This window comes from Brevundimonas olei (genome assembly GCF_037055245.1).
Lineage (GTDB): Bacteria > Pseudomonadota > Alphaproteobacteria > Caulobacterales > Caulobacteraceae > Brevundimonas > Brevundimonas olei.
Map to the genome: position 1 here is coordinate 1,468,603 of NZ_CP146369.1, position 26,193 is coordinate 1,494,795.

A 26,193-nucleotide genomic window follows, 5' to 3' on the forward strand; every position below is an offset into this window, starting at 1 on the left:
ATGCGTTGGGGAACGCGCCTTAGTAGCGGTTCTGGGAGATTCGCTCGACCGCGTCGGTCAGGCGGGTGACGACGGTCAGGGCGACATCGCCCTTCTTCACCTTGCCATTGGCTTGTGGCGGCGCGAGGGCGCGCTCGAAGCCCAGCTTCTTGGCCTCGCGCAGACGGGCCTCGGCGCGGCCGACGGCGCGGACCTCGCCCGACAGGCCGATCTCGCCGAAGACGACGCAGCCCTGCGGCAGGGGCATGTCCAGCGCCGAGGAGATCAGGGCGGCGGCGGCGGCCAGATCGGCGGCGGGCTCATTGATCCGCATCCCGCCCGCGACGTTCAGATAGACATCCTTGTCGCCGAACCCCAGACCGCAGCGCGCCTCCAGCACCGCCAGCAGCATGGCCAGGCGACCGGAGTCCCAGCCTACGACGGCGCGTCTTGGTGTACCGTATGCAGAAGGCGCGACAAGAGCCTGTATTTCCACCAGAACGGGGCGCGATCCCTCGATCCCGGCGAAGACGGCGGCGCCGGGCGCCCGGTCCTTGCCTTCGCCCAGGAACAGGGCGGAGGGGTTGGGCACTTCGCGCAGGCCGGAATCGCCCATCTCGAACACGCCGATCTCGTCGGTGGCGCCGAAACGGTTCTTGCCTGCGCGCAGGATGCGGAAGGGATAGCCGCGCTCGCCCTCGAAGCTGAGGACGGCGTCGACCATATGCTCGACCACGCGCGGCCCGGCGATCTGGCCGTCCTTGGTGACGTGCCCGACCAGGACGATGGCGGGGCCGCCGTTCTTGGCCAGCCGCACCAGTTCGGCGGCGCAGGCACGCACCTGGGTGATGGAGCCGGGGCCGGCGTCGTGCGCGTCGCTCCATAGGGTCTGGATGGAATCGATGATGACGATGTCGAACGGGTCGCGCTTCAGCGTCGTCAGGATGTCGCGCAGGGCGGTGGCGGAGGCCAGCGCCACGTCCGCGTCGGCCACGCCCATGCGTTTGGCGCGGGCGCGGATCTGCTCGATCGCCTCTTCGCCCGAGATATAGGCGACCTTGGCGCCGTTGCGCGCCGCCTTGGCTGTGACCTCCAGCAGCAGGGTCGACTTGCCGACGCCGGGGTCGCCGCCCAGCAGGATGGCCGAGCCGGGCACCACGCCGCCGCCGCAGACGCGGTCGAACTCGGTCACGCCGGTGACGATGCGCGGGGGTTCAGGCGTGTCTGACTGAAGCGTCTCGAACTGCACCCCGCGTCCGCGCGCGGTCGAGGCGGGCTTCATGGCGCCCGGCGGGGCGGCCTTGGATTCCTCGACCAGGGCGTTCCACTCGCCGCAGGCCGAGCACTGCCCGGCCCATTTGGAATGAACCGCTCCGCAGGATTTGCAGACGAAGAGAAGAGAGTCGCGCGCCATGGCTCAGACCTAGCAGATCAGACAGGCGAGAGCAGGCGGGACGAAACAAGGTGCGTCCGAAATTGTCATAGTGAGACTGCGGGGTTGCGTCAGCATCCACACAGCCGTCATTCTGACATGATAAGGCCGTGATCCGACTCAATCGCCCAGAAGGCTAACGAATGACCCTGGAAAATCCTCCCGCCGTCGACCCCTCGCTCGTCTCGCGGGTCAAATACATCCTGACCCGGCCGAAGTTCGAATGGCCGGTGATCGACGCCGAAAGCGCCAGCATCAAGGGGCTGTTCACCAGCTACGCCGTCATTCTGGCCGCCATTCCGGCGGTGGCGACCATTGTGGGCCAGATCGCCTTTGGTCATCGCGGCCTGGTCGGGCCGCTGCTGGGCGGGGCGCTCAGCTATGTGCTGAGCCTGGTCAGCGTCTATGTGCTGGGCCTGATCATCGACGCACTGGCGCCGACCTTCGGTGGGACCAAGAACCCGGTGAAGGCGATGCAGGTCGCCGTCTATTCCATGACCCCGATGTGGGTCGCGGGCGTGCTGAACATTATTCCGACGCTGGGTTGGCTGGCCGGGCTGATCGGCCTCTATGGCTTCTATCTGATGTATCTGGGCCTGCCGACGCTGATGAAGACCGCCGCCGACAAGGCGCTGGGCTACACCATCGTCGTGGTGGTCGCGGCCATCATCCTGAACGCCATCGTCTTCGCCATCGTCGGCGCGGTGATCGCCAGCTTCGTTATCGTCGGCGCAGGCGCGGCGGCGTTCGCCCTGAGCTAAGCCTCAAAGAGAAGGGCTAAGGCCGAGCGCCTCAGCCCTTTGTCTTTCAGCCCTTGTAGACGCGCGGCACGCGCGGCGTGATCGAGGTCAGCAACTCATAGCTGATGGTGCCCGCCGCCGCCGCCGCGTCGTCGATCAGGCGGTTGGCGCCGAAGATCTCCACCGGATCGCCCGCCTTGACGTCCAGGCCGGTCACATCGACCGCCAGCACGTCCATCGACACCCGGCCGATGATCGGCCGCATCTCGCCTGCGATGAAGACCTGTCCCTTGGGGCTGTAGGAGCGCAGCACGCCGTCGGCGTAGCCGGCGCCGACGGTCGCCACGCGCATCGGCCGCTCCGCCCTGTAGCCTTGCGAATAGCCGACGGTTTCGCCTGCGGGCACGTCGCGCACCTGCACCGCCTGGGCGATCAGACTGGCGACAGGCGCGATCTTCTCGTGCGGACGGCCTTCCGGCCCGCCGCCGTACAGGCAGATGCCCGGCCGCACCACGTCGAAGGCGAAGTCCGGCCCCAGGAAGCAGCCGCCCGAGTTGGCGAAGGAGCGCGTCACGCCCGGATAGCGTTGGACCGCCGCCGCATAGGCGTCGCGCTGAGCGCGGTTCAGCGGGTTGGACGGTTCGTCGGCGCAGGCCAGGTGGGTCATCACCAGTTCGAGGCCCTCGAACGGTTCGGGCGCGTCCTCGACGCGGAAGCCCAGCCGGTTCATGCCGGTATCGATCTGCAGTGCGCAGGCGCCGCCGCCCGCCGCCTGCCAGGTCTGAAGCTGGGTCGGGTGGTTGATGACGGGCCGCAGGTTCGAGGCCTTGAGCAAGGCGGCCCCGTCGCCGTGGCAACCGTCCAGAATATAGATGACCGGCTCGGACCCGATCGCCTCGCGCAGACGCACGCCCTCGGCCGCGCGAGCGACGAAGAAGGTGCGCGCGCCTTCGGCCATCAGACGCTTGGTCAAGGCGGCGGCGCCGAGGCCGTAGCCGTCGGCCTTCACGACCGGATTGACCGGCGCGCCGCTGACGGCGCCCAGGGTGCGATAGTTGCGGGTGAGCGCGTCCAGATCGACGTTAAGGACGGCGGGAGCGAGGACGGGGGAGGTCATGGCGTCGGTTATAATCCGCAGCTCAGGCGGCGCCACCGCTTTGACGGCCTACTCAGGAATATCCGCATAGGCGCCGCCGTAGCGGCCGTCGTGGGCCAGGTTGCCGAAGCGGGTGGTGTTGGAATCGAACGCCAGCTTGACGATGCCGATGGGGCCGTGACGCTGTTTGCCGATGACAACTTCGGCCTGGTGCTGCAGGCGGTCCATGTCTTCCTGCCACTTCAGGTGTTCTTCGGTGCCTTCGCGCGGCTCGGCGCGGCCGAGGTAGTAGCTTTCGCGATAGACGAACATGACGCAGTCGGCGTCCTGCTCGATCGAGCCGGATTCCCGCAGGTCGGATAGTTGCGGCCGCTTGTCGTCGCGCTGCTCGACCTGACGCGACAGCTGCGACAGGGCGATGATGGGGACGTTCAGCTCCTTGGCCAGCGCCTTCAGGCCGCCGGTGATTTCGGAGACCTCCTGCACCCGGTTCTTCTGGCTGTTTTCACCGGTCGTCACCAGTTGGAGGTAGTCGACCACGATCAGGTCGAGGCCGTGCTCCATCCGCTTCAGCCGTCGCGCGCGCGCCGCCAGCTTCGAGATGGACAGGCCGCCGGTGGCGTCGATGTAGAGCGGGCTTTCGCCGATCTCGATGGCGGCGTCGCGGATCTTGCCGAAGTCCGAGGCGTCGATCTCGCCCTTGCGCAGTTTGTCCGAGGACACGCCCGACGCATCGGCCAGGATACGCATGGCCAGCTGTTCGGCGCTCATTTCCAGCGAGTAAAAGGCGACGACGCCGCCGTCGACGGTCTTGCGCCCGCCGTCCGGCGTCGGCTCCCAGCGGTAGTTGCGCGCGACGTTGAAGGCGATGTTGGTGGCCAACGCCGTCTTGCCCATCGAGGGACGGCCCGCGAGGATCAGAAGGTCGGAGGGGTGCAGGCCGCCCAGCTTCTGGTCCAGGTCGTCCAGACGAGTGGCCAGACCGGCCAGCTTGCCCTCGCGCTGATAGGCCTCGCCCGCCATCTCGACCGCGCCGGACAGGGCGTGGGAGAAGCTGACGAAGCCCGACGACGGCTTGCCCGTCTCGGCCAGGGAATAGAGCGTCTGCTCGGCCTGTTCGATCTGTTCGTCGGCGGGCGTCTCGGGGTTGGGCGCCTCCTTGATGATCTCGCCGCCGATGCGGATCAGGTCGCGGCGCAGCGCGAGGTCATAGACGACGCGAGCGTAGTCGGGGGCGTTGGCGGCGGGCGGCGCCCGGTCCACCAGATCGGCGAGGTAACGCAGGCCGCCGAACTCCTGAAACGCCGGATCCTGCTTGAACCGCTCCATCAGAATGGTCGGCTCGGCCAGCAGGCCCTGGCGGATGTGGTCCTCGACCGCATCGAACAGGCGCTGGTGGAAGGGTTCGTAGAAATGGCTGCCGCGCAGTCGGTCCGACAGGCGTTCGAACACGGCGTTGTCGAACATCAGCGAGCCCAGAAGGGCCTGCTCCGCCTCCAGATTGTGGGGCATGGACGACACCTGCACGGCGTCGTTGGCGTCAAAGGGCATCGGAGCGAAGGCGGCGTTCATCGTGGCCATGGTGAAACATCCGCGCGCGCTGCGTCAGGGGCGGACGCTCATAGGGGTGGACAAGTGGCCGTTGGGCCTGTGGATGCTCTGGGGAGGCGCGCCTCAGCCGCGACAGGGATAGCGCTCGGCCATCCAGTCGCGCACGGCCTGGGTTACGGTGATGCGGCGTCGCGCCTCGGGCATGGTCTCGAAGCGCGCCACCAGGGTCTCGGGCGTGATGCCGGTGCCGGAGGTGGGAATGCAGTGCGCCGGGGTGCGGCCGGCGGAGACGGCCGAGGCCTGCTCGGCCTTGACCGTGCTGACGGCGCCCGTGACTTCGCGGATCAGACGGCGCGTGTCAGGGCGCATCATGGCCACGGCGCGGTTGCGCGGGATGTTCTGGCCGATCGTCAGGAACTGCTGGACGGTCATCTCGGCCGACTGGGCCTGGGCCAGCGGCGCCGAGGCGAGCAGGGTCAGGGCGCCCAGCGGCGCGGCGAAAAGAGCATGAACGGAACGCGACATGGGGGACTAGATGCTCTCGTGAAGCCGGCTTCGCAAGGTCTGGCGGTTCAGGATCACGCGGGACACGGATGCGCCTCGGCCATCCATTCGCGCACCGCCTGGGTCACGGAGATGCCGCGCCGCTGGGGCGGGATGCTGCTGAAGCGGCCTAGAATCTCGCCGGTGTTCACGCTGACCTTGTCCGGCACGCAGGTGGCCGGACGACGACCGGCGGCGCGGGCGGCCGCCTGCTCGTCTCGGATTGTCTTGAACGCCGCCTTCATCTCGTTCATCAGCCGGCGCGTGTCCGAGCGCAGAAGGGCGGTCGGATTGCGAGGTATGCCGTCGGCCGTGGTCAGGAACTCCTGAACCGTCATGGCCGCCGCTGCGCTGGGCAGGGCTGACAACGCTAGGACGACGGCGAACGTAGCGGCTTTCATGGCTTCCCTCTCGTCTGACGCCGAAGCCTAGCTTGCGGATGGCGATCGAATTATGACCGATGAACGCCGTTCCGTTTTGAGTGTTCGCCGGGCGCGGCGGCGGCGGCGACGCGCGCCGCGCCCGGCGACAAGGACGCGCTTAATGGCTGGGAGGAAGCCCTCAAGCGCGCAGCGGACCCATCACCACTTCACCGCCAGTCGCCCATAAACGAACCGGCCGTTGAAACCGTAGGGCGAGAAGTTGGAGAAGGGGAAGGCTCCGGTCGTGTTGTTCTCCCGGAGGCTCTGGCGCGGATACTGGTCCAGGATGTTGTCCGCGCCGATCGAGACGGTGACCCGGTCATTGAAGCGGTAACGCGCCTCGACATCGGCCACCAGGGCGTCACCCAGTTGCAGGTCTGTCGCTTCGGTCGCGCCGGCGGCCAGGACGTCGCCATAGCCGGTCAGGCGGAAGGTGCCGCCCAGACGCTGAGCCTCCCAATCCGTCTGGAAGACGACCTTCCACGGCGGCGTGCCTTCTTCAAAGCGCGTGACCGCCTGACGCCCGAACAGGGAGGTCGGCGTCGGCAGGATGCCGGTCTGCGTCATCGGCGTCTTGGTCACCTTGAAGTCGTTGACGTTGCCCGCGAGGGTGAAGTCCAGACGGTGACCGACTGCGGTTTCGGCGCGGTAGCGGGCCACAACGTCCAGGCCGGTCGTCTCGGTATCGACCCCGTTGATGAAGAAGCGCGCCGCCGTGGCGCCATAGGGCGTTAGCAGGTCGAAGATAGTCTTGGCGTTGCTGCCGACGGCGGCGTTGGCGTCGCCGGTCAGGGTCTCGGACAGGATGATCCGGTCGTCGATGTCGATGCGATAGGCGTCGGCCGTCAGCTCGAACGGGCCATTGCGCACGACGAAGCCCAGCGAATAGTTGACCGAGGTTTCGGCCTCGAGCGCCGTGCCGCCCAGCGCCAGACCCACGTCGCTGATCGACGGATAGGTACCGGTCTCATAAGGGACGTTGTTGATGTAGAGGACGGCGGTCTGGGTGTAATACTGCTGTTGCAGGCTGGGGGCGCGGAAGCCGGTCGAGACGGCGCCGCGGATGGCGAAGTGCGGGTTGAAGTCGTAGCGGCCCGCGATCTTGCCCGAGACGTTGTCGCCGAAGTCTGAATAGTTTTCGTAACGCAGAGCGCCCGACAGGGTCAGGTTCTCGATGACCTCGCCTTCCAGATCCAGATAGACGCCGACGTTGCTGCGATCTTCATCGACTTCGTTGTTGGGCGTGAAACCGGTGAAGCCGCGCGAGCCCCAGTTCAGCGTCGTGCCGCCGGCCGTCAGGATGGGGCCCCGGGCATAGGAGGCTTCTTCGCCCGCGCCGATCTTGTAGGTTTCGCGACGCGCTTCCAGACCGAAGGCGACGTTCAGCGGGCCGGCCCAGCCAAGATCGAACTGGCGCGAAGCGTCGGCGCCGAATACCAGCTGGCTGTATTCCAGCGAACCGGCGTCGAACGACGTCTGGCCGTCGATCCCATAGGTTGGGTTCATCGTATTTTCGGCGCCGAAGTCGATCTTGTTCGAGCCGTATCCCAGATTGACGTCGATATCCCAGCCGCCCGCCTGCCCACGGAGCCCGCCTGCGGCGGTCCAGTCGGTGGTGTCGGTCAGGATGTAGGGCAGATAGCCGTTCGGGTATTTGCGCCCTGAGCCGTAGTCCGGGTTCTGGGCGTTGTCCGTCGGAGTGCGATAGAAGGCGGCCGCCGAGGCGTCACGCTGCTGATAACCGGCCCAACCATAGGCCTCCCAGCCATTGCCCAGCGGCAGACCCGCGTTCAGATAGGCTGAGATGTCCTCCACCTCGGCGTCGCCCTGTCCGCCGGTGATCCGCCCCAACGTCGGATTGATGTCGGAGCGGTTCGTGCTGTCGCGGTCGCGGTATTCCACCGAGGCGGTCAGGAAGCCGTCCTGGCCCAGGCCGAAGCCCTGCCAGGCAGAGACAGTGACGGTGTCGCCGTCGCGGATGTCGCCCTCGCGGCCATAGAAGCCGTTGAAGTCGGTGACATAGGAGCCGTAAGTCACGCTGGCGCCGCCGCCTTCGCGGGCTTCGCGCAGGCGCAGGTTGATGACCCCGGCGATGGCGTCAGACCCGTATTGGGCCGCGGCGCCGTCGCGCAGCACCTCGATCCGCTCGACGGCGGAGGAGGGGATGGCGTTGAGGTCGACCGCCGACGAGCCGCGACCGACCGAACCGTTCAGGTTGACCAGGGCGGTCTGGTGACGGCGCAGGCCGTTGACCAGGACCAGGGTTTGGTCCGGCCCCTGACCGCGCAGGGTGGCCGGGCGGATGGAGTCCGTGCCGTCGGTCGCCGACGGGCGGGGGAAGTTCAGGGCCGGAACCGTCGCCGCCAGCTGAGCCGCCAGTTCGGTCGTGCCGCGCTGTTCCAGCGCTTCGGCAGTGACGACATCGACAGGCGCGACCGTGTCCAGACGGGTGCGGTTGGCGACGCGGGTGCCGGTGACGACGATGTCTTCCACCGAGGTGGCGCTGTCGGGCGCGCTCTGGGCCTGGGCGGCGCCGGCGATCAGAAGGGCGGCGCCGGACGCAGCAGCAAGAAGGGCAGGGCGACGTAACGAAACGATGGGCATGAGAGAGATCAGCTTTTCTGGTTGGACGCGGGGAATGCGCCGCATACTGAAAGCGCGACGGTTCAAGCCTGCGTCGGTAAGGCTAACGAGAAGTTTCCGAAGGGCCGAAATCAGTCACATTGGCGACGGGGAGCGGCCGACGAATGCGGCTCCCCGGTCGGGCTGGGCTGGACTAGAGGCATGGCGACTCCGGCGCGTCGATTGTGACGAGACGCGGCGATACTGCGGCGCGAAGGCGGCGTCGGGTATCGAGATTACTTCGCTGGTTGCTTAGAAAAGCTAAGGGTCGGAAACGCTTCCGTCCTGTTGGAGGCGAGCGTTTGGGCGCAAGACAAAGGCTTTACTCACATTGGGGGCTGGTCCGATTTCCCCCGCCTCTGCGGGGAGGGAAATCGCTGACACTCAATATGAATTCAGCCAAGAAAAAGGGGCGCTTCCTTGCGGAAGCGCCCCTCGATCATCTCGCCGAAGCGACAGGATCAGGCTTCGTCGCCGAAGCCTTCCTGTTGGCCGGCGCCGCCTTCCAGCAGCTCCTGAGCGGCCTGATCAGCAGCTTGACGCTCGTCGTCGAACTGGCTGCGGATCACGTCCTCGCCCTTGGCCTGACGCTCGGCTTCGTCGGCCGAACGGGCGATGTTGATCTTGACCGTGGCCGAGACCTCGGGGTGCAGGCGAACCAGCACCTCGTGGACGCCCAGCGTCTTGATCGCCGTGTTCAGGACGACCTGCGAGCGCTCGACCTTGCCGCCTTCGGCGCGGACGGCCTCAGCGACGTCGCGACCGGCGACCGAACCGTACAGTTGGCCGGTTTCGCCGGCCTGACGGATCATGACGTAGCTCTGACCGTCGATCTTGTCGGCGATCTTCTGCGACTCGGCCTTGTTCTTCTCGTTGCGGGCCTCGATGGCGGCGCGCTCGATTTCGAAGGCCTTCAGGTTGGCTTCCGTGGCCCGACGCGCCTTGTCGCGCGGCAGGAGGAAGTTACGGGCGAAGCCGTCCTTGACGGTGACGACGTCGCCGATGGCGCCGAGGTTCTCGACGCGTTCCAGCAGAACGACCTTCATCTTACTTCACCACGTACGGCAGGAGGGCCAGGTAGCGGGCGCGCTTGATGGCCTTGGCCAGTTCGCGCTGCTTCTTGGCGGAAACGGCGGTGATGCGCGAAGGCACGATCTTGCCGCGTTCGGAGACGTAACGCTGCAGCAGCTTCACGTCCTTGTAGTCGATCTTCGGCGCGTTGGCGCCCGAGAACGGGCACACCTTGCGGCGACGATAGAAGGGGCGACGGGCCGGGCCGGAGCCGGCCGGAGCGCCCGGGATGGGGGCAGTCGTATCGGTCATGATCCGGTTCCTTATTCCGAAGCCGCGGCGTCGTCGCCGCGCGGGCCGCTGCGGTCACGCTCGCGTTCGCGGCGGGCCAGCAGGGGCGACAGCTCCAGGTCGAGTTCCTCGACGCGGATGGTCAGCCAGCGCAGCACGTCTTCGTTGATCGACAGCTGACGCTCGACTTCGGCCATGGCGGCCGGGGGGCAGTCGACGGCCATCAGCGAATAGTGAGCCTTGCGGTTCTTCTTGACCCGGTAGGTCAGGTTGCGCAGACCCCAGTACTCGATCTTGGCGACGGAGCCGCCGTTTTCTTCGATCAGAGCCTTGATGGTGTCGTTCAGCGCTTCGGCCTGTTGCGCCGAGATATCCTGGCGCGTCATGACCGTGTGCTCGTAAAGAGCCATGCGGCATTCTCCCTTGGCGGACATCGGCGCGGGCGAACCGGGTAGTTCGTCCACGATGGCTCCTGACGCGGCGGACGGGAGTTTCCCGGCCCTTTGACGTTCCGCAGCAGGACCGAAGCCCTGGAAAGGGCGCGCCTATACGGGAAAAACCCCGGCAGGGCAAGGCGCGGCGGCCTTGTGCCCGCGATTGGCAGGTGCGGCGAAGCACGGCACGGTGCGCATCAAGCAGCCGGAGCGCTCAGGATGACGCAAACGCCGACGCCGAGGAACCGCTGGTCGCTGATCGGACCGGGCATCGTGGTGGCCGCGACCGGCGTGGGCGCCGGGGATCTGGTCGCCACTCTGATCGCCGGATCGCGCTTCGGCTATGCCCTGCTGTGGGCCGCCGTGATCGGGACCGTGCTGAAGATCGCCCTGGCCGAGGCCGTGGGCCGGTGGACCCTGTCCAGCGAGCGGACGATGTTCGAGGGCTGGTCGAGTCTGGGGCGTTCTCGTTTGGGCGGCGGCTGGCTGGACGGTCGGCTGAACTGGGCCGGGCTCTATTTCGGCGTCTATGTGGTGGTCTGGGGCTTCGTCTATGGCGCGGCGGCCATGACCTCGGCGGCCCTGCCGCTGGCGGCGCTGTTCCCCGTGCTGGACCTGAAGGCCTGGGGAATGCTGAGCGGCGTCGCCGGGCTGATCTTCGTCTGGTTCGGCGGCTACGGCCTGTTCGAGAAGGTGATGACGGCCTGCGTCGGGGTGATGTTCGTCACCGTCGTCGGCCTGGCCGTGATCGTCACCCCGAACCTGCCGGAGTTGCTGACCGGCCTGTGGCCGAGCCTGCCGGAGGGGGCGGCCTTCTACACCCTGGGCCTGATCGGCGGGGTGGGAGGCACCATCACCATGGCGGCCTATGGCTACTGGCTGAACGCCAAGGGCTGGAAGGGTCCGGGCTGGATGGCGGTGATGCGGCTGGACAATCGGGTGGCCTATATCGTCACCGGGGTCTTCGTCGTCGCCATGCTGATCGTCGGGGCCGAACTGCTCTATAGCGCCGGCATCGCCCTGCAGGGCGGGGACCGGGGGCTGCTGGACCTGGACCAGGTGCTGCGCGAGCGGTTCGGGCGGCCGATCTCCATCCTGTTCCTGGTCGGTTTCTGGGCCACCAGCTTCTCAAGCCTGCTGGGCGTGTGGCAGGGCGTCAGCCTGATGTTCGCCGACTTCACCGCCCATGTGCGCGGGCGTTCCGATGATCCGAAGGCGCGCGGCGACAAGAGCCGGGCGTTCCGCGCCTACGCCCTGTGGCTGACCTTCCCGCCGATGCTGCTGCTGTTCATGGATCGGCCGTTCGGGCTGATTGTCGCATATGGGGTGCTGGGCAGCCTGTTCATGCCCTTCCTGGCGGGGACGCTTCTGTGGCTGCTGAACAGCGCCCGGACGCCGCAGGAATGGCGCAGCGGCTGGCTTTCCAACCTGATGCTGGGGGCGGCGGCCCTGCTGTTCGCCGTGCTGGCGGGCAAGGAGCTGCTGGGACTGATCCCATCGTAGGCGGCCTATTCCTCGCAGGAGTTTCACAAAAGCCCCGGCGAACCGTCGCATTGGGCCGTTAGGCCTCGCCCTCGACCATATCGGTTCGGGGAAACATCGTCATGAAGCTGTCCGTCGCCTGTTTGGCCGCGTCTGTTCTGCTGGCCGCCGCGCCCTCCATGGCGCAGGTTGTCGCGCCGCCGGACCCCGATCCGCTGCCGCCGCCGCTGCACGCGCCGAACGGCCGCTGGGCGGCCAAGGGCTGGGCCGACCGCATCGTGCTGAGCCCGGCCGCCGACGCTGCGCGCGGCGCCGCCGTGGCCTGGCGCACCGACACGCGCCAGAGCGCCGCCGAGGCCCAGATCGCCGAGGAGATCGACGGCCCCCTGCTGGGCTTCGCCGCCCGGACCGTGGCCGGGACCACGGCGCCGATCGAGAACGAGAACGGCCGCGCCCTCTATCATCAGGCGCGCTTCGACGGGCTGAAGCCGGACACGCGCTATGTCTATCGCGTGCGCGCCGCCGACGGCTGGAGCGAGTGGCTGCCGTTCCGCACGGCCAAGGCGGAGTTCGCGCCGTTCCGCTTCATCTATCTGGGGGACACCCAGAACGACATTCTCGAGGTCGCGTCGCGCGTGATCCGCTCGGCCTTCAAGGAGGCGGGACCGGCGGCCCTGGTCGTCCATGCGGGCGATCTGGTGGCCCAGCGCGAGGTCAAGGTTCACGACGACGAATGGGGCGAATGGACCGAGGCCGGCGGCCGCGCCTTCGCCATGACGCCGCAACTGCCCGCCAGCGGCAATCACGAATACGTCGACCACATTCTGCCGAACGGCGAGGAATCGCGCCTTCTGGGGCCGCACTGGCCGCTGCAGTTCGCCCTGCCGGACAACGGGGCAGAGGGGGCCGAGGCGACCAGCTATTACGTCGACTATCAGGGCGTGCGCTTCATCGTGCTGGACGGCACGGCGGCCATCGACCTGGGAGCGGGGGAAAGTCAGACGCGCTGGCTGGACAAGGTGCTGGCCGAAAGCCCGGCGCGCTGGAACGTCGCCCTGTTCCACCAGCCGATCTACACCTGCGCCCGGCCCGAGGACACCGAGGAGCTGAAGGCCGCCTGGAAGCCGATCTTCGACGCCCGCAACATCGATCTGGTGCTGCAGGGGCATGACCACTGCTACGGCCGCGTCTCCAACCCCGCCGGAGCCGAGGCCTCGCGCGCCGACAGCGCGGCGGGCCGTCCGCAGGGACCGGTCTATGTCGTCTCCGTCACCGGCTCGAAGATGTACGGGCTGAACGACCGGGCGGACACGCAGCCGGTGCGCGCGGCCGAGAACACCGAGCTGTATCAACTGATCGACGTCGAGGCGGATCGCCTGTCGTTCCGCGCCTTCACGGCGACGGGCGGGCTGTATGACGCCTTCTCGCTGGAGCGGCGGGCCGATGGGACGAAGCGACTGGTCGAGACGCAGGACACCCTGCTGGCCCTGCGTCGCTGCGACGGCGCGGCCGGGCCGGACGATCGCCCCTGCACGGCGGAAATCAAGGACTGAGGGGGAGGGCTCGCCCTTCCCAATTCCGCTCATCCCGGCGGACGCCGGGATCCAGTGCTTTGGCTTCATGTCGGTGCGGCCGAGAAGACAAACCTCAGATCGGCGCTCTCACTGGGTCCCGGCGTCCGCCGGGATGAGCGGGGTGTGAAAGTGCTGGGGTTCTTGCCGTAGGGGAGGGATTCGCCTACCCCTCGCGGCTTGATTCAACGGATGATGGACGATCCCGGATGAGCCTCGCGCTTCTCTTTCCCGGTCAGGGCAGCCAGTCGGTCGGCATGGGCGTCGCCCTCTCTGACGCCTTCGCCAGCGCGCGCGAAGTCTTCGCCGAGGTGGACGACGCCCTGAACCAGAAGCTGTTCGAGCTGATGCGCGAAGGGCCGGAAGATCAGTTGACCCTGACCGAGAACGCCCAGCCGGCCCTGATGGCCGTGTCGGTCGCCACGGCGCGGGTGCTGAAGGTCGAGTTCGACGTAGACGTGGCGCGCGCGGCCTTCGTCGCCGGTCACTCGCTGGGCGAATATTCAGCCCTGGCGGCGGCGGGCGCGATCAGCCTGTCGGACACCGCCCGCCTGCTGAAGCTGCGCGGTCAGGCCATGCAGCGCGCCGTGCCGGTGGGCAAGGGCGCGATGGCCTCGCTGATCGGCCCCAAGACCGATCTGGCGCTGGCTGAGGAAGCCGCCAAGGCCGGTTCGGCGGCGGGCGTCTGCGTCGTCGCCAACGACAACAACAAGGGCAACGTCGTCATCTCGGGCGACAAGGCCGCCGTGGACCTGGCCATCGAAAAGGCCAAGGAATTGGGGGCGCGGGCCATTCCGCTGAACGTCTCGGCGCCGTTCCATTGTCCGCTTATGCAGCCTGCCGCCGATGAAATGGCCGCCGCTCTGGCTGACGCGAAGATCGTTGCGCCCGCCGTGCCGGTGGTCGCCAACGTCACCGCCCGCCCGGAAACCGACGCCGAGGTCATCCGCCGCCTGCTGGTCGAGCAGGTGACTGGCCGCGTGCGCTGGCGCGAGAGCATGGAGTGGATGGCGTCTGCCAAAGCCTCTGGGGGCGGCGTGACCCGCTTCGTCGAGGTCGGCTCGGGCAAGGTGCTGACCGGCATGGCCAAGCGCATCGCCCCCGACGCCGAGGCCCTGGCGCTGAATACGGCCGAAGAGCTGGAAGCATTCGCGAAAACCCTTTGATCCTTCTCTCCTTGCGGGAGAAGGTGGCTGGCGCAGCGAGACGGATGAGGGGTCTCACGGACGAGTCCGACAGAGCCTCTCAAAGTTGAAAAAACACGGCAGGGGTCGGCAGGACCCCTCATCCGGCCCTGACGGGCCACCTTCTCCCGCAAGGGGAGAAGGAAGAGGAGATTTCAATGTTCAATCTTTCGGGAAAGACCGCCCTCGTGACCGGCGCGACCGGCGGCATCGGCGGAGCCATCGCCCGCGCCCTGCACGCGCAAGGCGCGACCGTCGTCCTGTCCGGCACGCGCGAGGCCGTGCTGGCCGATCTGGCCAAGGAGCTGGGCGAGCGCGCCCACTTCGCCACGGCGAACCTTTCGGACCCGGAATCGGTCGATAATCTGGTGAACGCAGCCGAGACGGCGGCGGGCGCGCCGCTGGATATTCTGGTCGCCAACGCGGGCATCACCAAGGACGGCCTGCTGATGCGGATGAAGGACGAGGACTTCCAGTCCGTCATCCAGATCAACCTGGAAAGCTATTTCCGCCTGACCCGCGCGGCGGTGAAGGGGATGATGAAGCGCCGTTCGGGCCGCATCATCGGCATCACCTCGGTGGTCGGCGTCACGGGCAACCCCGGCCAGACCAACTATTCCGCCTCGAAGGCCGGGATGATCGGCTTCTCCAAGTCGCTGGCGCAGGAAGTCGGTTCGCGCGGGATCACGGTCAACTGCATCGCACCGGGCTTCATCGCCTCGCCGATGACCGACGTGCTGAACGACCAGCAGCGCGAGGCCATCCTGTCGAAGATTCCAGCCGGACGTCTGGGTGCCGGCGATGAAATCGCCTCGGCCGCCGTCTACCTGTCGTCGGATGAAGCGGCCTACGTCACCGGCCAGACGCTGCACGTCAACGGCGGCATGGCGATGATTTGATCGAAGCGTGAAGTGTCATCACGACGCGCAACAGACTATTTCCACTTCCGCACCCTGTGCTAAAGGGCACGGACGTCTTTCGGGGGTGAGTCTCATTGAGGCTTGATCCCGGCAGGCAGCCGTGACACGGCGAAGCAACCCAAGACCCGCCATCACGGCGATTTCAAACAGGCAAGAGAGACACTCATGTCCGACACCCTCGAACGCGTCCGCAAGATCGTGATCGACCACCTGGACGCCGATCCGGACAAGGTCACCGAGAAGGCCTCCTTCATCGACGACCTGGGCGCCGACTCGCTCGACAACGTCGAACTGGTCATGGCCTTCGAAGAAGAATTCGACGTCGAAATCCCGGATGACGCCGCCGAGCACATCCAGACCGTCGGCGACGCGGTGAAGTTCATCGATGAGAAGCTGGCCGCCTGATCCGGCTGCGATCCGTCGCACTTAACCAAGCTGATGGCCGCCGTGACGGGACCCTAGCGGGACCGTCCGGCGGCCATTAGTGTTTCTGGCTACGATTCTGACCAAGAAGGAGCGCGAACCATGCGCCGCGTCGTCATCACGGGCCTGGGCCTGGTCACTCCGCTGGGCACGGGCGTCGAGCACGTCTGGAAAGGCATTCTGGACGGCCGGTCGGGCATCCGTCCGATCACCGCCTTCGACACCGAAGGCTATGGCTGCACCATCGCGGGCGAGGTGCCCAGCGTCGACGGACGCGGCGGCGGCGAGGCCGGTCAGCCGGGCGTTTTCGATCCCGATCAGGTGATGTCGGCCAAGGATCGCAAGCGCGTCGACGACTTCATCCTGTACGCCATCGCGGCGGCGGACGAGGCGCTGGCGGATGCGGACTGGAAGCCGGAATCGGAAGACGACAAATGCGCCACCGGCGTCATGGTCGGTTCGGGCATCGGCGGTCTCGGCCCCATCGCCGACACCGCCATCGTGCTGAAGGAACAGGGCGTCCGCCGGGTCAGCCCCTTCTTCATCCCCTCGGCCCTGATCAACCTGGCCTCGGGCCAGATTTCGATCCGCCACGGCCTGAAGGGGCCGAACCACTCGGTCGTGACCGCCTGCGCCACGGGCGCTCACGCCATCGGCGATGCGGCCCGGATGATCGCGCTGGGCGACGCGGACGTCATGGTGGCGGGCGGCGCCGAAAGCTCGGTCGTGCCGATCGGCATCGCCGGCTTCCTGGCCTGCAAGGCCCTGTGCACCGCCTATAACGACACGCCGGAGAAGGCCTCGCGCCCCTATGACCGCGGCCATGCGGGCTTCGTCATGGGCGAGGGCGCGGGCGTCATGGTTCTGGAGGAATACGAACACGCCAAGGCGCGCGGCGCCAAGATCTACGCCGAGGTCGTCGGTTACGGCATGAGCGGCGACGCCTATCACATCACCGCCCCGTCGGAAGACGGCGACGGCGGCCTGCGGGCCATGAAGGCGGCGCTGAAGCGCGCCGGAATGCAGCCGTCGGACCTCGACTACGTCAACACCCACGGCACCTCGACCATGGCCGACTGGATCGAACTGAAGGCGGTCGAGCGTCTGGTCGGCGATCACGCCAAGGATCTGGCCGTGTCCTCCACCAAGTCGATGACGGGCCATTTGCTGGGCGCCGCCGGGGCGATCGAGAGCATCTTCTCGGTTCTGGCCATCCGCGACCAGATGGCGCCGCCGACCATCAATCTGGACGACCCGGAGATGGAGACGCCGATCGACCTGATCCCGCACAAAGGCAAGGCCAAGAAGATCGACGTGGCGATGTCCAACAGCTTCGGCTTCGGCGGCACCAATGCGGCCGTGATCTTCAAGAAGGTCGACTGACTTGGCCAAGGCTCCGTCCCGCCGCACCCCCAAGGTTCGCATTCCCAAGTCGCGCGTTCCGAAAAAGGGAAGCGGGGGCGGGGCGGGGCGTTCCGGCCTCGGCGTCGGCCTGATCACCGCCGCCGGGACGTTGGGCCTGTTCCTTATCGCTGCGCTGGTGGCGTTCTGGGCGATCTACTGGGGACCGGGGCCGAAGGCGGCGGAAGGGGAGGCGACCATCGTCACCCTGCCGTCCGGGGCGGGCGTTCCGGCCATTGCGGCCAATCTGAAATCGGCGGGGGTGATCCGCTCCACCGATCTGTTCCGCGCGGCGATCAGCCTGACGGGCGCCGACCGCAAGATCCGTGCGGGCGAATATGAGGTGCCGTCGGGCGCCTCTCTGGCGACGGTGGTGGGCCTGCTGGTCGACGGCAAGGCGGTGCGCCACTACGTGACCCTGCCCGAGGGCTGGTCCAGCGCCCAGGCGGTCGACATCCTGATGAAGCAGCCGGTCCTGACCGGCGAGGTCGAGGTTCCGCCCGAGGGCAGCCTGTGGCCCGAGACCTATGAGGTCACGCGCGGCGAGACCCGCGCCGCCGTCGTCGCCCGGATGCAGCGCGCCGCCAAGACCAAGCTGGAGACCCTGTGGGCCGCCCGCTCGCCCGCCACGGTGGTCACGACGCCGGAAGAGGCGGTCATTTTGGCCTCCATCGTCGAGAAGGAGACGGGCATCGCCTCTGAACGGCCCGAGGTGGCGGCCGTCTTCACCAACCGCCTGCGTCTGGGGATGCGGCTGGAGAGCGACCCGACCATCGTCTACGGCGTGACCAAGGGGCGGCCGCTGGGGCGCGGCATCCTGCTGTCCGAACTGCGCAATCCGACGCCGTGGAACACCTATCTGATCGACGGCCTGCCGCCGACGCCGATCGCCAATCCCGGCGAGGAGGCGCTGAAGGCCGTGCTGAACCCGCCGCGCTCGGAATACGTTTTCTTCGTCGCCGACGGCACGGGCGGTCACGTCTTCGCCCGCACCTATCAGGAGCATCTGCTGAACGTGGCGCGCTGGCGCGAGATCGAGCGCCGCAAGGCCGGTCTGGCGGCGGGCGAAACCGCGCCGGAGACTTCGCCCGCGCCGATGACGGATGAAGCGGCCGGCCCGGCCATCGCCATCCCGCCGGGCGCCAAGGTCATTCGCGTGCCGACGGAGGCCGGACGATGAGCACCTTGATTTCAGGCATGACGGGCTTCGGCCGGGCCGATGGGGCGCTGGACGGCTGGACCTGGACGGTCGAGGCGCGTTCGGTCAACGGCCGCTCGTTGGAGACGCGCTATCGCGGCCCGCATGGCTTCGACAATCTGGAGCGGCTGGCCAAGGCGGCGGCGCAAGCGCGGCTGAACCGGGGGCAGGTTACGCTGGGCCTTCAAGCCAAGCGCGCCGAGGGGACTGAGCCCGCGCCGCGCGTCAATGAGGCGGTGCTGGCGACCTATCTGCGGCTAGCGAACCAGTTGGCGGGGGAGGGGGCGACCCCGCCCTCGGCCGACGGCCTGCTGGCCCTGCGCGGCGTCATCGAGGTCGCCGAGGAAGATGAGGACGCGGAAGGCCGCGCCGCCCTTGAGGCCGCCATGGCCGCCACGGTCGAACAGGCGCTGGACGCGCTGAAGCTCTCGCGCCAACGCGAAGGCGAACAACTGACGCCGGTGATCCACGACTTCGTCGGGACCATCGAGGCCCTGGTCGCGCGCGCCGAGCTTGAGGCGTCGGCTCAGGTCGAGGCCATCCGCGAACGCTTCACGCGCCGCATCAGCGAACTGGCCCCCGATGCGCCCGGTCTGGACGAGCGCGTCTTCCTTGAGGCGGCTGCGCTGGCGACCAAAGCCGACGTGCGCGAGGAGCTGGACCGACTGACGGCCCATGTCGCCTCGGCCCGCGCACTGTTGCAGCAACCCCCCGCCGGTCGAAAACTCGACTTCCTGATGCAGGAATTCATGCGCGAGGCGAACACCCTCTGTTCGAAATCCGCTACGACCGCGCTCACCGGAATCGGCCTGGAATTGAAGGCCGTCATCGAGCAGCTTCGAGAACAAGTTCAGAATGTCGAATAACCGCACCCCCCGCCGTGGCGTCCTGCTGATCGTGGCCAGTCCGTCGGGGGCCGGAAAGACCTCGCTGTGCCGCCGCCTGATGGCCGACCACAAGGGGCTGGAGCTGTCCGTCTCCATGACCACCCGCGACATCCGTCCGGGCGAGGTGGACGGGCGCGACTACAACTTCGTCAGCCAGGAAGAATTCCAGCGCCTGATCGACGCCGACGCCTTTCTGGAATGGGCCGATGTGCACGGCAACCGCTACGGCAGCCCGGCCGCCCCGGTCGAGCGGGCGCTGGCGGAAGGGCGTGACGTCCTGTTCGACATTGACTGGCAAGGCGCCCGCGACGTGGCCGCCAAATGCCCCGGCGACGCCGTACGGGTCTTCATCCTGCCGCCTAGCCTTGAGGAACTGCGCCGTCGCCTGGTGACGCGCTCTCAGGACGCAGAGGACGTGATCGAGCGCCGCGTCGCCAACGCCAAGGGCGAGATCGAGCACTGCGACGACTTCGACTATGTGCTGGTCAATGAGGACTTCGACCGATCCTACGCCGAGCTGGCCCACATCTATCACGCCGAGCGCAGCTGCCGTCGTCGCAATCTGTGGGTCGAGGGTTACAAGCAGGCGCTGCTGAAGGAAGTGGTCTGACGCCGATGAACGAGGACGAACACCGCCGCTGGCTGGCCCAGGCCGTCGATCTGGCGCTGGAGAACGTCAAGGCGGGCGGTCGGCCGTTCGGCGCGGTGCTGGTCAAGGACGGGGCGCTGGTCGCCAGCGGCGTCAACCGGATGCTGGCGACGAACGATCCCAGCTCCCACGCCGAGATGGAGGCCCTGCGTCAGGCTGGGCCGGCGCTGGGCGGCGTCGACCTGTCGGGCGCGGTACTCTACGCCAGCGGCCACCCGTGCCCCATGTGCCTGGCGGCGGCGGTGATGACGCGGGTCAGCGCCGTCTACTACGCCTTCAGCAATGCGGACGCCGAGCCGTACGGCTTCTCCAGCGCGGCGACCTATCAGGCCCTGGGCGTGACGCTGGACCCGCCGCCGCTGCCGCTGGCGCAACTGGACGCGCCCGGTCGGACGGCGGCGGAGCTTTACGCCGCCTAGCGGAAGGTCACGCGCACGCCGGGCTTGACCTTGGAGGCCAGTTGCTCGGCGTCCCAGTTGGTCAGGCGCACGCAGCCGCTGGAGAAGGTCTTGCCGACCTTGGACGGATCCGGCGTGCCGTGAATGCCGTAGGTGTCGCGCGACAGGTCGATCCATACCGAGCCGACCGGATTATTCGGCCCCGGCGGCACGATGACCTTGCGGTCGCCCCGGTCATAGCTGACTCGATCCGGGTCGTAGGTGTAGTTGGGCTCGGGAGCGACGCCGACGACGCTCAACTCGCCCGAGGGCGCCGGGCGCGCCGAACTGCCGATGGTGGCGGGATAGAAGGCCAGTAGCCCGTCCGCCGCATCATAGACCCGCACCGAACGCTCGGCCTTGTCCACGACGATATGGGCCACGTCGCCCGCCAGATCGGTCTGGGTCACGGCGGCCACCACGAGGGTCTGGCCCGCCTTGCCGAAGTCGACGCCGGGGTTGAGCGCCTGCAGGAGGCCCTCGGTCATGTGGAATTTCTCGGCCAGCATCTCCAGCGGCGTGGCGTAGCCGACGGTCTGGAGCCTGGCCATGTCGGTCAGATTGGCCGGCACCTGGCCGATGAAGGGGCCCGCCAGATCGGCGGCGGTGATCGTGTAGTCGGTCAGGACTCGGCCGTTGTCGCCGGCGGTCAGGCGGCGGAAGACCTCGGCGTCCAGCACCCCGTCCTGCGGCAGGCCGGCGGCCTTTTCGAAGGCGGCGATGGCCTGACGCGTGTTGTCCCCGCCCAGGCCGTCGATGACGCCGGGCGAGAAGTTGGCGCGGTCCAGCAGGATCTGCGCGCGCGCCGTGGCCGCGTCGGGCCGTGCGGGCTGACCCTCGACGGGGGCGGGGGCGGATTCGAACACGGCGGCCTCGACCGCCTCGCGGGTCAGGGGCGAGGCGGTGGTTTCGGCGACCGGAGGCTGTTCGGGCCTCGGCGTCTCGGTCGGAGATCCGCAGGCCGTGAGGGCGGCCAGGACGAAGGGCAGGGTGGAGACGGCGAGGCGCGGTTTCGACATGAAAGCTCCGAAGGTTTCGGGGCTTGTCGAACGCTTCTAGGCGTTCCGCTGTTCCTGCGCGGCCTCGGTGCGGGCGGCGAAGAAGGGCTTCAGGCGGGCCAGGGCGTCCTCGATCTCGGGCGTCGAGACGGCGAAGCTGAAGCGGATGAAGCGGTTGCCGTTGACCGGGTCGAAGTCCACGCCCGGCGCCGTCGCCACGCCCGTCTCGCGCACCAGGGTCTCGCAGAAGGCCATGCTGTCGTTCGTCAGGTGGCCGATGTCGGCATAGATGTAGAAGGCGCCGTCCGGCGGCGCGATCGAGCGCAGGCCCATGGCGGGCAGGGCCTTCAGCATCAGCTCGCGGTTGGCGCGATAGACGTCGATGTTGGCTTCCAGCTCTTCCTCGCAGTCCATGGCGGCCAGCCCTGCGAACTGGCTGAGCGTCGGCGGCGTCAGGAACATGTTGCCCATGCGCGCGCGGGCCTGCTGGACCTCTTCTTCCGGCAGGATCAGCCAGCCCAGACGCCAGCCCGCCATGCTCCAGTATTTGGAGAAGCTGTTCACGATCATGGCCTTGTCGTCGAACTGCAGCATGCAGGGCGTGTCGTGGCCGTAGGTGATGCCGTGATAGATCTCGTCCGAGATGATGCTGATGTTGCGCTCGCGGCAGACCTCGACGATGGCCTTCAGCTCGTCTTCGGCGATGACGGTGCCGGTCGGGTTGGCGGGGCTGGCGACGATGACGCCTTGCGGCGCCGGGTCGAGGTCGCGCAGGGCCTGGGCCGTCAGTTGGAAGCGTACGTCGGGGCCGCAGTCGATCTCCTGCGGGACGATGTGCAGGGCCTTCATCGTGTTGCGATAGGCGACATAGCCGGGCCGGGCGATGGCCACGCGGTCGCCGGGGGCGAAGCGCATGTTCAGCGCCACCACCAGGGCGGGCGAGGCGCCGGCGGTCATGATGACGCGCTCGGGGTCGATGACGACGCCGTAGCGGTCCTTGTACAGCTTGGCCACGCGGGCGCGCAGCAGGGGGCTTTCCCAGTAGCCGCCGGCCTCGGCGTCGATCACGCGGTGCGCCTCGGCGAGGGCGCGGCTGGGGGCGCCGGTCGAGGGCTGGCCGAACTCCATATGGATGACCGACTGGCCCTTGGCCTTCATCTCATGGGCGATGCGGCTGATGGCGATGGCGCGGAAGGGTTCGATTTCTACTGTCATGTCAAAGCATCGGCCAATCTGAGGAAGCCCGCCACGTCGATGGTCTCGGCGCGGGCGTCGGGTTCGATTCCAGCGGCTTCGCACAGGGCGGCGCCGCCGAGTTGTTTCAGGCTGGAGCGCAGCATCTTGCGACGCTGGCCGAATGCGGCCGCCGTGACCCGTTCCAGCCGCTTCAGACGGTCGGGGGCGGGGCGCTCGGCCAAGGGTATCAGATGCACCACGGCCGAGGCCACCTTCGGCGGCGGGGTGAAGGCGGCGGCGGGCAGGTGCATGACGATGCGCGCCTCGGCCACGGCCTGGCTGATGACGGCCAGACGGCCGTAGGCGTCCTCGCCCGGCTGGGCCACCACGCGCTCGGCGACTTCCTTCTGGAACATCAGGGTCAGGGCGTGCGGCGTCCACGGCCCCGTCAGCCACTTGATCAACAGCGGCGTGCCGACGTTGTAGGGCAGGTTGGAGACCAGATGCGCGGGTCCCTCGACCAGTTCGGCTTCCCTCACCTTCAGGGCGTCGGCCTCGACGATGGTCAGGCGGCCCGAGCCGTCGTCCAGTTCGGACAGCAGGGGGATGAAGCGCGGGTCCTTCTCGACCAGCACCACCTTGCCCGCATCGCTTTCCAGCAGGGCGCGGGTCAGGCCGCCGGGGCCGGGACCGACCTCGATGACGGCGCGGCCGTCGAACGGCCCGGCGTAGCGGACGATCTTCCGCGTGACGTTCAGGTCCAGCAGGAAATGCTGGCCGAAACTCTTCTTGGCTGCCAGGCCATGGGCGTCGAGCGTTTCACGCAGGGAGGGCAGGGTCATTCGCCCTTCTCCCCTCGGGGGAGAAGGTGGCTCGCGGAGCGAGGCGGATGAGGGGGCTGGGTCCGCATCTGCGCCGCACGAAGGCGGATCGCGCCCAACAGGACGTTAGGGTCGGACAGGAAGGCCTCATTGCCCGATCTCAGCACCATAAATCCCGCCTGCTCCAGTCTGGCGTCACGTTCGGCATCCTGTGCCTCATGAAGCTTATGGACGCCGCCGTCCAGTTCTACGACGAGTCGAATTTCCGTGCAGGCGAAGTCGCAGATCACGCCGCAGACAGGCGTCTGTCGGCGAAACTTGAGACTATCGAAGCGGCGGTCGCGGACAATCCGCCAAAATATTTCCTCGGCGCGGGTGAGAGCTCGCCGTTGTCGGCGGGCGCGCTTCGTCCTGTCCGGCGTTTGCCACATGGCCGGCCGCCCCCTCATCCGAGCGCCTTCGGCGCCCACCTTCTCCCCCGAGGGGAGAAGGCTATCGGTTGACGCGGGCGGACGCCATCTCGGAAGCCAGGCGGACGGCGGCGATGAAGCTGTCGGCGCGGGCGACGCCCTTGCCGGCGATGTCGAAGCCGGTGCCGTGGTCGGGCGAGGTGCGGACGATGGGCAGGCCAAGGGTGGCGTTCACCCCGCCCCAGAAGTCCAACGTCTTCACCGGGATCAGCGCCTGATCGTGATAGAGGCAGACCACGGCGTCGTAGCGCGCCCGTGCTTCCTCGTGGAACAGGGTGTCGGCGGGCAGGGGATCGGTGATGTTCAGCCCCTCGGCCCGCAGGGCCTCGGCGGCGGGGCGCAGCACCGTCACCTCCTGCAGGCCGATGGCGCCGCCTTCGCCCGCGTGGGGGTTGAGGGCGGCCATGGCCAGGCGCGGCGCGGCGATGCCGAAGTCGCGCTTCATCGATTCGTGGACGACGCGAGCGACGCGGGTGACGCGCTCGCCCGTCACCAGTTCGGGCAACTGATCGATCGGCACATGGATGGTGACGAGGCAGGCGCGCAGGTCTTTCGCCGTCAGCATCATCACCGGGCCGCGCGTGCCGCTGAAGGGGATGTCGGCGGTCAGTTCGGCGATGAACTCGGTATGGCCCGGAAAGCGGAAGCCGGAGGCGTACATCGGCGCCTTGGCGATCGGCGCCGTCACCAAGCCGCAGCCTTCGCCCGACAGCACCAGATCGACGCCGCGCTCAATCCAGTCGGCCACGGCGACGGCGTTGGCGGGTTCAGGCTGGCCCGCCGTCACCGGCGCGGGCGCCGGATGGTGCAGGACGGGGACGGCGCGGCCGAAGACGCCGGCGGCGTCGGCAGGGCTGAGGACGGCTTCCACCGGCTGGCCCTGCGCCTTCAGCACCTCAGCGTCGCCGACGACGACGAAGGGCACGACCGGCGCCAGCGGGCCGGGCGCGGAGCCCAGCACCGACCAGGCGCGCCCGATGATTTCCGGCCCTACCCCGGCAGGGTCGCCCATCGTGACGATGAGCGGCCGGTTCATCGTCATTGCTTGATTTCGATGAGGGCGTCGGCCCGCAGGTCGCGCAGATAGCGGCGGCCCAGCATGGCGTAGTTCTGGTTCTGCAGACGGGCCTCGACCTGTTGCGCCGAGGGGGCGTCAGGGCCGCCCAGGCGACGGTCGCAGACGGCCAGCAGGTGGACGCCCAGCGGGGTGCGGACCGCCGTGCTGATCGAACCGACTTCGGCCGAGCGGGCGACCTGCTGGAACTGCGGCAACAAATCCGCGACGTCGCTCTCGCCCAGGTCGGCGCCCAGCAGGCCCGGTTCGGACCGCGCGCGGGTCAGGATGTTGACGCACGTCAACTGGCCGCGCAGGGCTTCGAGGCGCTGGGTCGCGGCTGCGACCTGGGCCTCGTCGGCGTTTTCCGGCAGTTCGACCATGACTTGCTTCATCTTGACCATGCTGGTCGAGGCGCCCGAACGCTTGTCGCGCATGTAGAGGATGTAGACGCCGCCATCGACCGGGATCGGGTTCGACAACTGGCCCGGCTCCAGCGTTTCCATGACCGACTGCAGGGCGGGCTGGACCGTGCCCTGGACCACCCAGCCGGCGTCGCCGCCGCGGGCGGCCGAGGGGGCGGCCGAGAACTGACGCGCCACGGCCATGAAGGGGGCGCCCTGGATCATCTGCTGGACCAGTTGCTGGGCGCCGCTCATGGCTTCCTGCATCCCGCCGACGCGAGCGGCCTCCAGGTAGATTTCACCGATCAGATACTGAGGCTTGGTCGCCGACTCGGTCATCTGGCGCATGGTCTGATCGACCTGGCTCTTGCCGACGCGGGCGCGGTCGCGGAAGCGGCCGCCGACCAGTTCGCGCCAGCCGATCTCGGTGCGCATCTGCTCGCGGAAGGCGGGAATGCTGATGCCGCCCTGTTCCAGGAAGTTGACGTAGTTGGCCGGCGTCGTGCCCGCCTGACGCGCCATGTCGGCGATTTCCTGATCGACTTCGTCGTCGCCGATCTTCAACTGCTCGAACTTGGCGAGTTCGGCGGCCTGCAGGTGCTGGTCGATCAGATCGTTCAGCGCCTGCTGCTGGATGGCGCCGATGTTCTCTTCGGTCGGCTGGACCTGGGTCATGGCCATCAGCACCAGCATCCGCTGGCGCAGGTCGAAGCCGGTGATGATGCGGTCGTTGACCGTGGCGATGATGCCGTCGGACAGGCGGAACTGCGGCGCGGGGGCCGTGCGCTGAGGGGCTTCCTCGGCGGCGGGGTTCAGGGCGCCGGCGGCCGGCGTCTGGGGCGCGGCCTGCGCAGGAGCGGGAGACGCCGGAGTCTGAGCCGAGGAAGGCTCCACGGCCGCCACGACCATAAGGGCGGCCAGGGCGGCTCCCGTAGAGTAACGCATCAAACCCATCGTCAGTCCTGATTCCCTAAAGCGGTCCCGAGCCTGTCGGCGG

26 protein-coding genes are annotated in these 26,193 nt (G+C 67.9%); 11 read left to right on the forward strand and 15 right to left on the reverse strand.

Annotation, left to right across the window (positions count from 1 at the left end):
- Positions 1 to 19: 19 nt before the first annotated feature.
- On the reverse strand, positions 20 to 1,393 hold the full coding sequence (radA, locus tag V8J38_RS06990; protein ID WP_338578444.1) for a DNA repair protein RadA: 1,374 nt from the start codon (positions 1,391 to 1,393) through the stop codon (positions 20 to 22).
- A gap of 161 nt (positions 1,394 to 1,554) precedes the next feature.
- Between radA and V8J38_RS06995 the strand changes: the two genes are divergently transcribed.
- Positions 1,555 to 2,172, forward strand: coding sequence for a Yip1 family protein (locus V8J38_RS06995; protein ID WP_338578445.1), 618 nt, complete (start codon positions 1,555 to 1,557; stop codon positions 2,170 to 2,172).
- A 46-nt stretch (positions 2,173 to 2,218) separates the two neighbouring features.
- Here V8J38_RS06995 and alr read toward each other — a convergent pair whose 3' ends face one another.
- From alr to rpsF, 8 genes are all read right to left on the reverse strand, one after another.
- Positions 2,219 to 3,280: an alanine racemase gene (gene alr, locus V8J38_RS07000; protein WP_422388336.1), complete on the reverse strand. Its 1,062-nt coding sequence runs from the start codon at positions 3,278 to 3,280 to the stop codon at positions 2,219 to 2,221.
- Between the two features lie 36 nt (positions 3,281 to 3,316).
- Entirely contained in the window at positions 3,317 to 4,828 is a 1,512-nt protein-coding gene (locus tag V8J38_RS07005) for a replicative DNA helicase (protein WP_422388325.1), read from the reverse strand.
- A 93-nt stretch (positions 4,829 to 4,921) separates the two neighbouring features.
- Complete coding sequence (locus tag V8J38_RS07010; RefSeq protein ID WP_338578447.1) at positions 4,922 to 5,323, reverse strand: hypothetical protein; 402 nt, start codon at positions 5,321 to 5,323, stop codon at positions 4,922 to 4,924.
- A 53-nt stretch (positions 5,324 to 5,376) separates the two neighbouring features.
- Positions 5,377 to 5,742 (reverse strand): hypothetical protein, encoded by a 366-nt coding sequence (locus V8J38_RS07015; protein WP_291774216.1) that lies wholly within the window; start codon positions 5,740 to 5,742, stop codon positions 5,377 to 5,379.
- A 180-nt stretch (positions 5,743 to 5,922) separates the two neighbouring features.
- On the reverse strand, positions 5,923 to 8,367 hold the full coding sequence (locus tag V8J38_RS07020) for a TonB-dependent receptor plug domain-containing protein (RefSeq protein ID WP_291774218.1): 2,445 nt from the start codon (positions 8,365 to 8,367) through the stop codon (positions 5,923 to 5,925).
- Between the two features lie 479 nt (positions 8,368 to 8,846).
- Positions 8,847 to 9,431: a 50S ribosomal protein L9 gene (rplI, locus tag V8J38_RS07025; protein WP_291774221.1), complete on the reverse strand. Its 585-nt coding sequence runs from the start codon at positions 9,429 to 9,431 to the stop codon at positions 8,847 to 8,849.
- 1 nt (position 9,432) lies between these two features.
- A complete protein-coding gene (gene rpsR, locus V8J38_RS07030) occupies positions 9,433 to 9,708 on the reverse strand; it encodes a 30S ribosomal protein S18 (RefSeq protein WP_003167100.1) in 276 nt (91 codons plus the stop codon).
- Between the two features lie 11 nt (positions 9,709 to 9,719).
- Positions 9,720 to 10,097 (reverse strand): 30S ribosomal protein S6, encoded by a 378-nt coding sequence (gene rpsF / locus V8J38_RS07035; protein WP_291776060.1) that lies wholly within the window; start codon positions 10,095 to 10,097, stop codon positions 9,720 to 9,722.
- A gap of 243 nt (positions 10,098 to 10,340) precedes the next feature.
- Here rpsF and V8J38_RS07040 point away from each other — a divergent pair, with 243 nt between their 5' ends.
- The 10 genes from V8J38_RS07040 to V8J38_RS07085 all read left to right on the forward strand — a co-directional run bounded on the left by V8J38_RS07040 (position 10,341) and on the right by V8J38_RS07085 (position 20,255).
- Complete coding sequence (locus V8J38_RS07040; protein WP_338578448.1) at positions 10,341 to 11,624, forward strand: Nramp family divalent metal transporter; 1,284 nt, start codon at positions 10,341 to 10,343, stop codon at positions 11,622 to 11,624.
- 101 nt (positions 11,625 to 11,725) lie between these two features.
- A complete protein-coding gene (locus V8J38_RS07045) occupies positions 11,726 to 13,156 on the forward strand; it encodes a metallophosphoesterase family protein (protein WP_338578449.1) in 1,431 nt (476 codons plus the stop codon).
- A 227-nt stretch (positions 13,157 to 13,383) separates the two neighbouring features.
- Positions 13,384 to 14,340 (forward strand): ACP S-malonyltransferase, encoded by a 957-nt coding sequence (fabD, locus tag V8J38_RS07050; protein WP_338578450.1) that lies wholly within the window; start codon positions 13,384 to 13,386, stop codon positions 14,338 to 14,340.
- A gap of 176 nt (positions 14,341 to 14,516) precedes the next feature.
- Positions 14,517 to 15,257, forward strand: coding sequence for a 3-oxoacyl-[acyl-carrier-protein] reductase (fabG, locus tag V8J38_RS07055; protein ID WP_269297884.1), 741 nt, complete (start codon positions 14,517 to 14,519; stop codon positions 15,255 to 15,257).
- Positions 15,258 to 15,443: 186 nt separating this feature from the next.
- Positions 15,444 to 15,683: an acyl carrier protein gene (locus tag V8J38_RS07060; RefSeq protein WP_003165440.1), complete on the forward strand. Its 240-nt coding sequence runs from the start codon at positions 15,444 to 15,446 to the stop codon at positions 15,681 to 15,683.
- A 120-nt stretch (positions 15,684 to 15,803) separates the two neighbouring features.
- Positions 15,804 to 17,084, forward strand: a complete 1,281-nt coding sequence (gene fabF / locus V8J38_RS07065) for a beta-ketoacyl-ACP synthase II (RefSeq protein ID WP_312218438.1) — start codon at positions 15,804 to 15,806, stop codon at positions 17,082 to 17,084.
- Position 17,085: 1 nt separating this feature from the next.
- The gene (gene mltG / locus V8J38_RS07070; RefSeq protein ID WP_338578451.1) at positions 17,086 to 18,282 is read left to right on the forward strand and encodes an endolytic transglycosylase MltG; all 1,197 of its coding nucleotides are present in this window, start codon (positions 17,086 to 17,088) and stop codon (positions 18,280 to 18,282) included.
- Positions 18,279 to 19,166 carry a YicC/YloC family endoribonuclease gene (locus V8J38_RS07075; RefSeq protein WP_291774269.1) on the forward strand — a complete coding sequence of 296 codons (888 nt, stop codon included), beginning with the start codon at positions 18,279 to 18,281 and terminating at the stop codon, positions 19,164 to 19,166. Before mltG ends, V8J38_RS07075 begins: the two co-directional genes overlap by 4 nt.
- Positions 19,156 to 19,797, forward strand: a complete 642-nt coding sequence (gene gmk / locus V8J38_RS07080) for a guanylate kinase (protein WP_291774272.1) — start codon at positions 19,156 to 19,158, stop codon at positions 19,795 to 19,797. Before V8J38_RS07075 ends, gmk begins: the two co-directional genes overlap by 11 nt.
- Positions 19,798 to 19,802: 5 nt before the next feature.
- On the forward strand, positions 19,803 to 20,255 hold the full coding sequence (locus V8J38_RS07085) for a nucleoside deaminase (RefSeq protein WP_338578452.1): 453 nt from the start codon (positions 19,803 to 19,805) through the stop codon (positions 20,253 to 20,255).
- On the opposite strand, the gene V8J38_RS07090 is transcribed toward V8J38_RS07085, so the two are convergent.
- From V8J38_RS07090 to V8J38_RS07115, 6 genes are read right to left on the reverse strand one after another with little or no spacing between them, the layout of a single operon-like run.
- Positions 20,252 to 21,292, reverse strand: a complete 1,041-nt coding sequence (locus V8J38_RS07090) for a L,D-transpeptidase (RefSeq protein WP_338578453.1) — start codon at positions 21,290 to 21,292, stop codon at positions 20,252 to 20,254. The genes V8J38_RS07085 and V8J38_RS07090 overlap by 4 nt on opposite strands.
- A gap of 36 nt (positions 21,293 to 21,328) precedes the next feature.
- Entirely contained in the window at positions 21,329 to 22,486 is a 1,158-nt protein-coding gene (locus tag V8J38_RS07095; protein WP_338578454.1) for a pyridoxal phosphate-dependent aminotransferase, read from the reverse strand.
- Complete coding sequence (rsmA, locus tag V8J38_RS07100) at positions 22,483 to 23,289, reverse strand: 16S rRNA (adenine(1518)-N(6)/adenine(1519)-N(6))-dimethyltransferase RsmA (RefSeq protein ID WP_338578455.1); 807 nt, start codon at positions 23,287 to 23,289, stop codon at positions 22,483 to 22,485. Before rsmA ends, V8J38_RS07095 begins: the two co-directional genes overlap by 4 nt.
- Positions 23,286 to 23,717 (reverse strand): DUF559 domain-containing protein, encoded by a 432-nt coding sequence (locus tag V8J38_RS07105; protein ID WP_338578457.1) that lies wholly within the window; start codon positions 23,715 to 23,717, stop codon positions 23,286 to 23,288. Before V8J38_RS07105 ends, rsmA begins: the two co-directional genes overlap by 4 nt.
- Before the next feature lie 43 nt (positions 23,718 to 23,760).
- Positions 23,761 to 24,780, reverse strand: a complete 1,020-nt coding sequence (gene pdxA / locus V8J38_RS07110) for a 4-hydroxythreonine-4-phosphate dehydrogenase PdxA (protein ID WP_338578458.1) — start codon at positions 24,778 to 24,780, stop codon at positions 23,761 to 23,763.
- Positions 24,777 to 26,141 (reverse strand): peptidylprolyl isomerase, encoded by a 1,365-nt coding sequence (locus V8J38_RS07115; RefSeq protein ID WP_338578459.1) that lies wholly within the window; start codon positions 26,139 to 26,141, stop codon positions 24,777 to 24,779. The genes pdxA and V8J38_RS07115 overlap by 4 nt, the downstream gene beginning before the upstream one ends.
- Between the last annotated feature and the right edge of the window lie 52 nt (positions 26,142 to 26,193).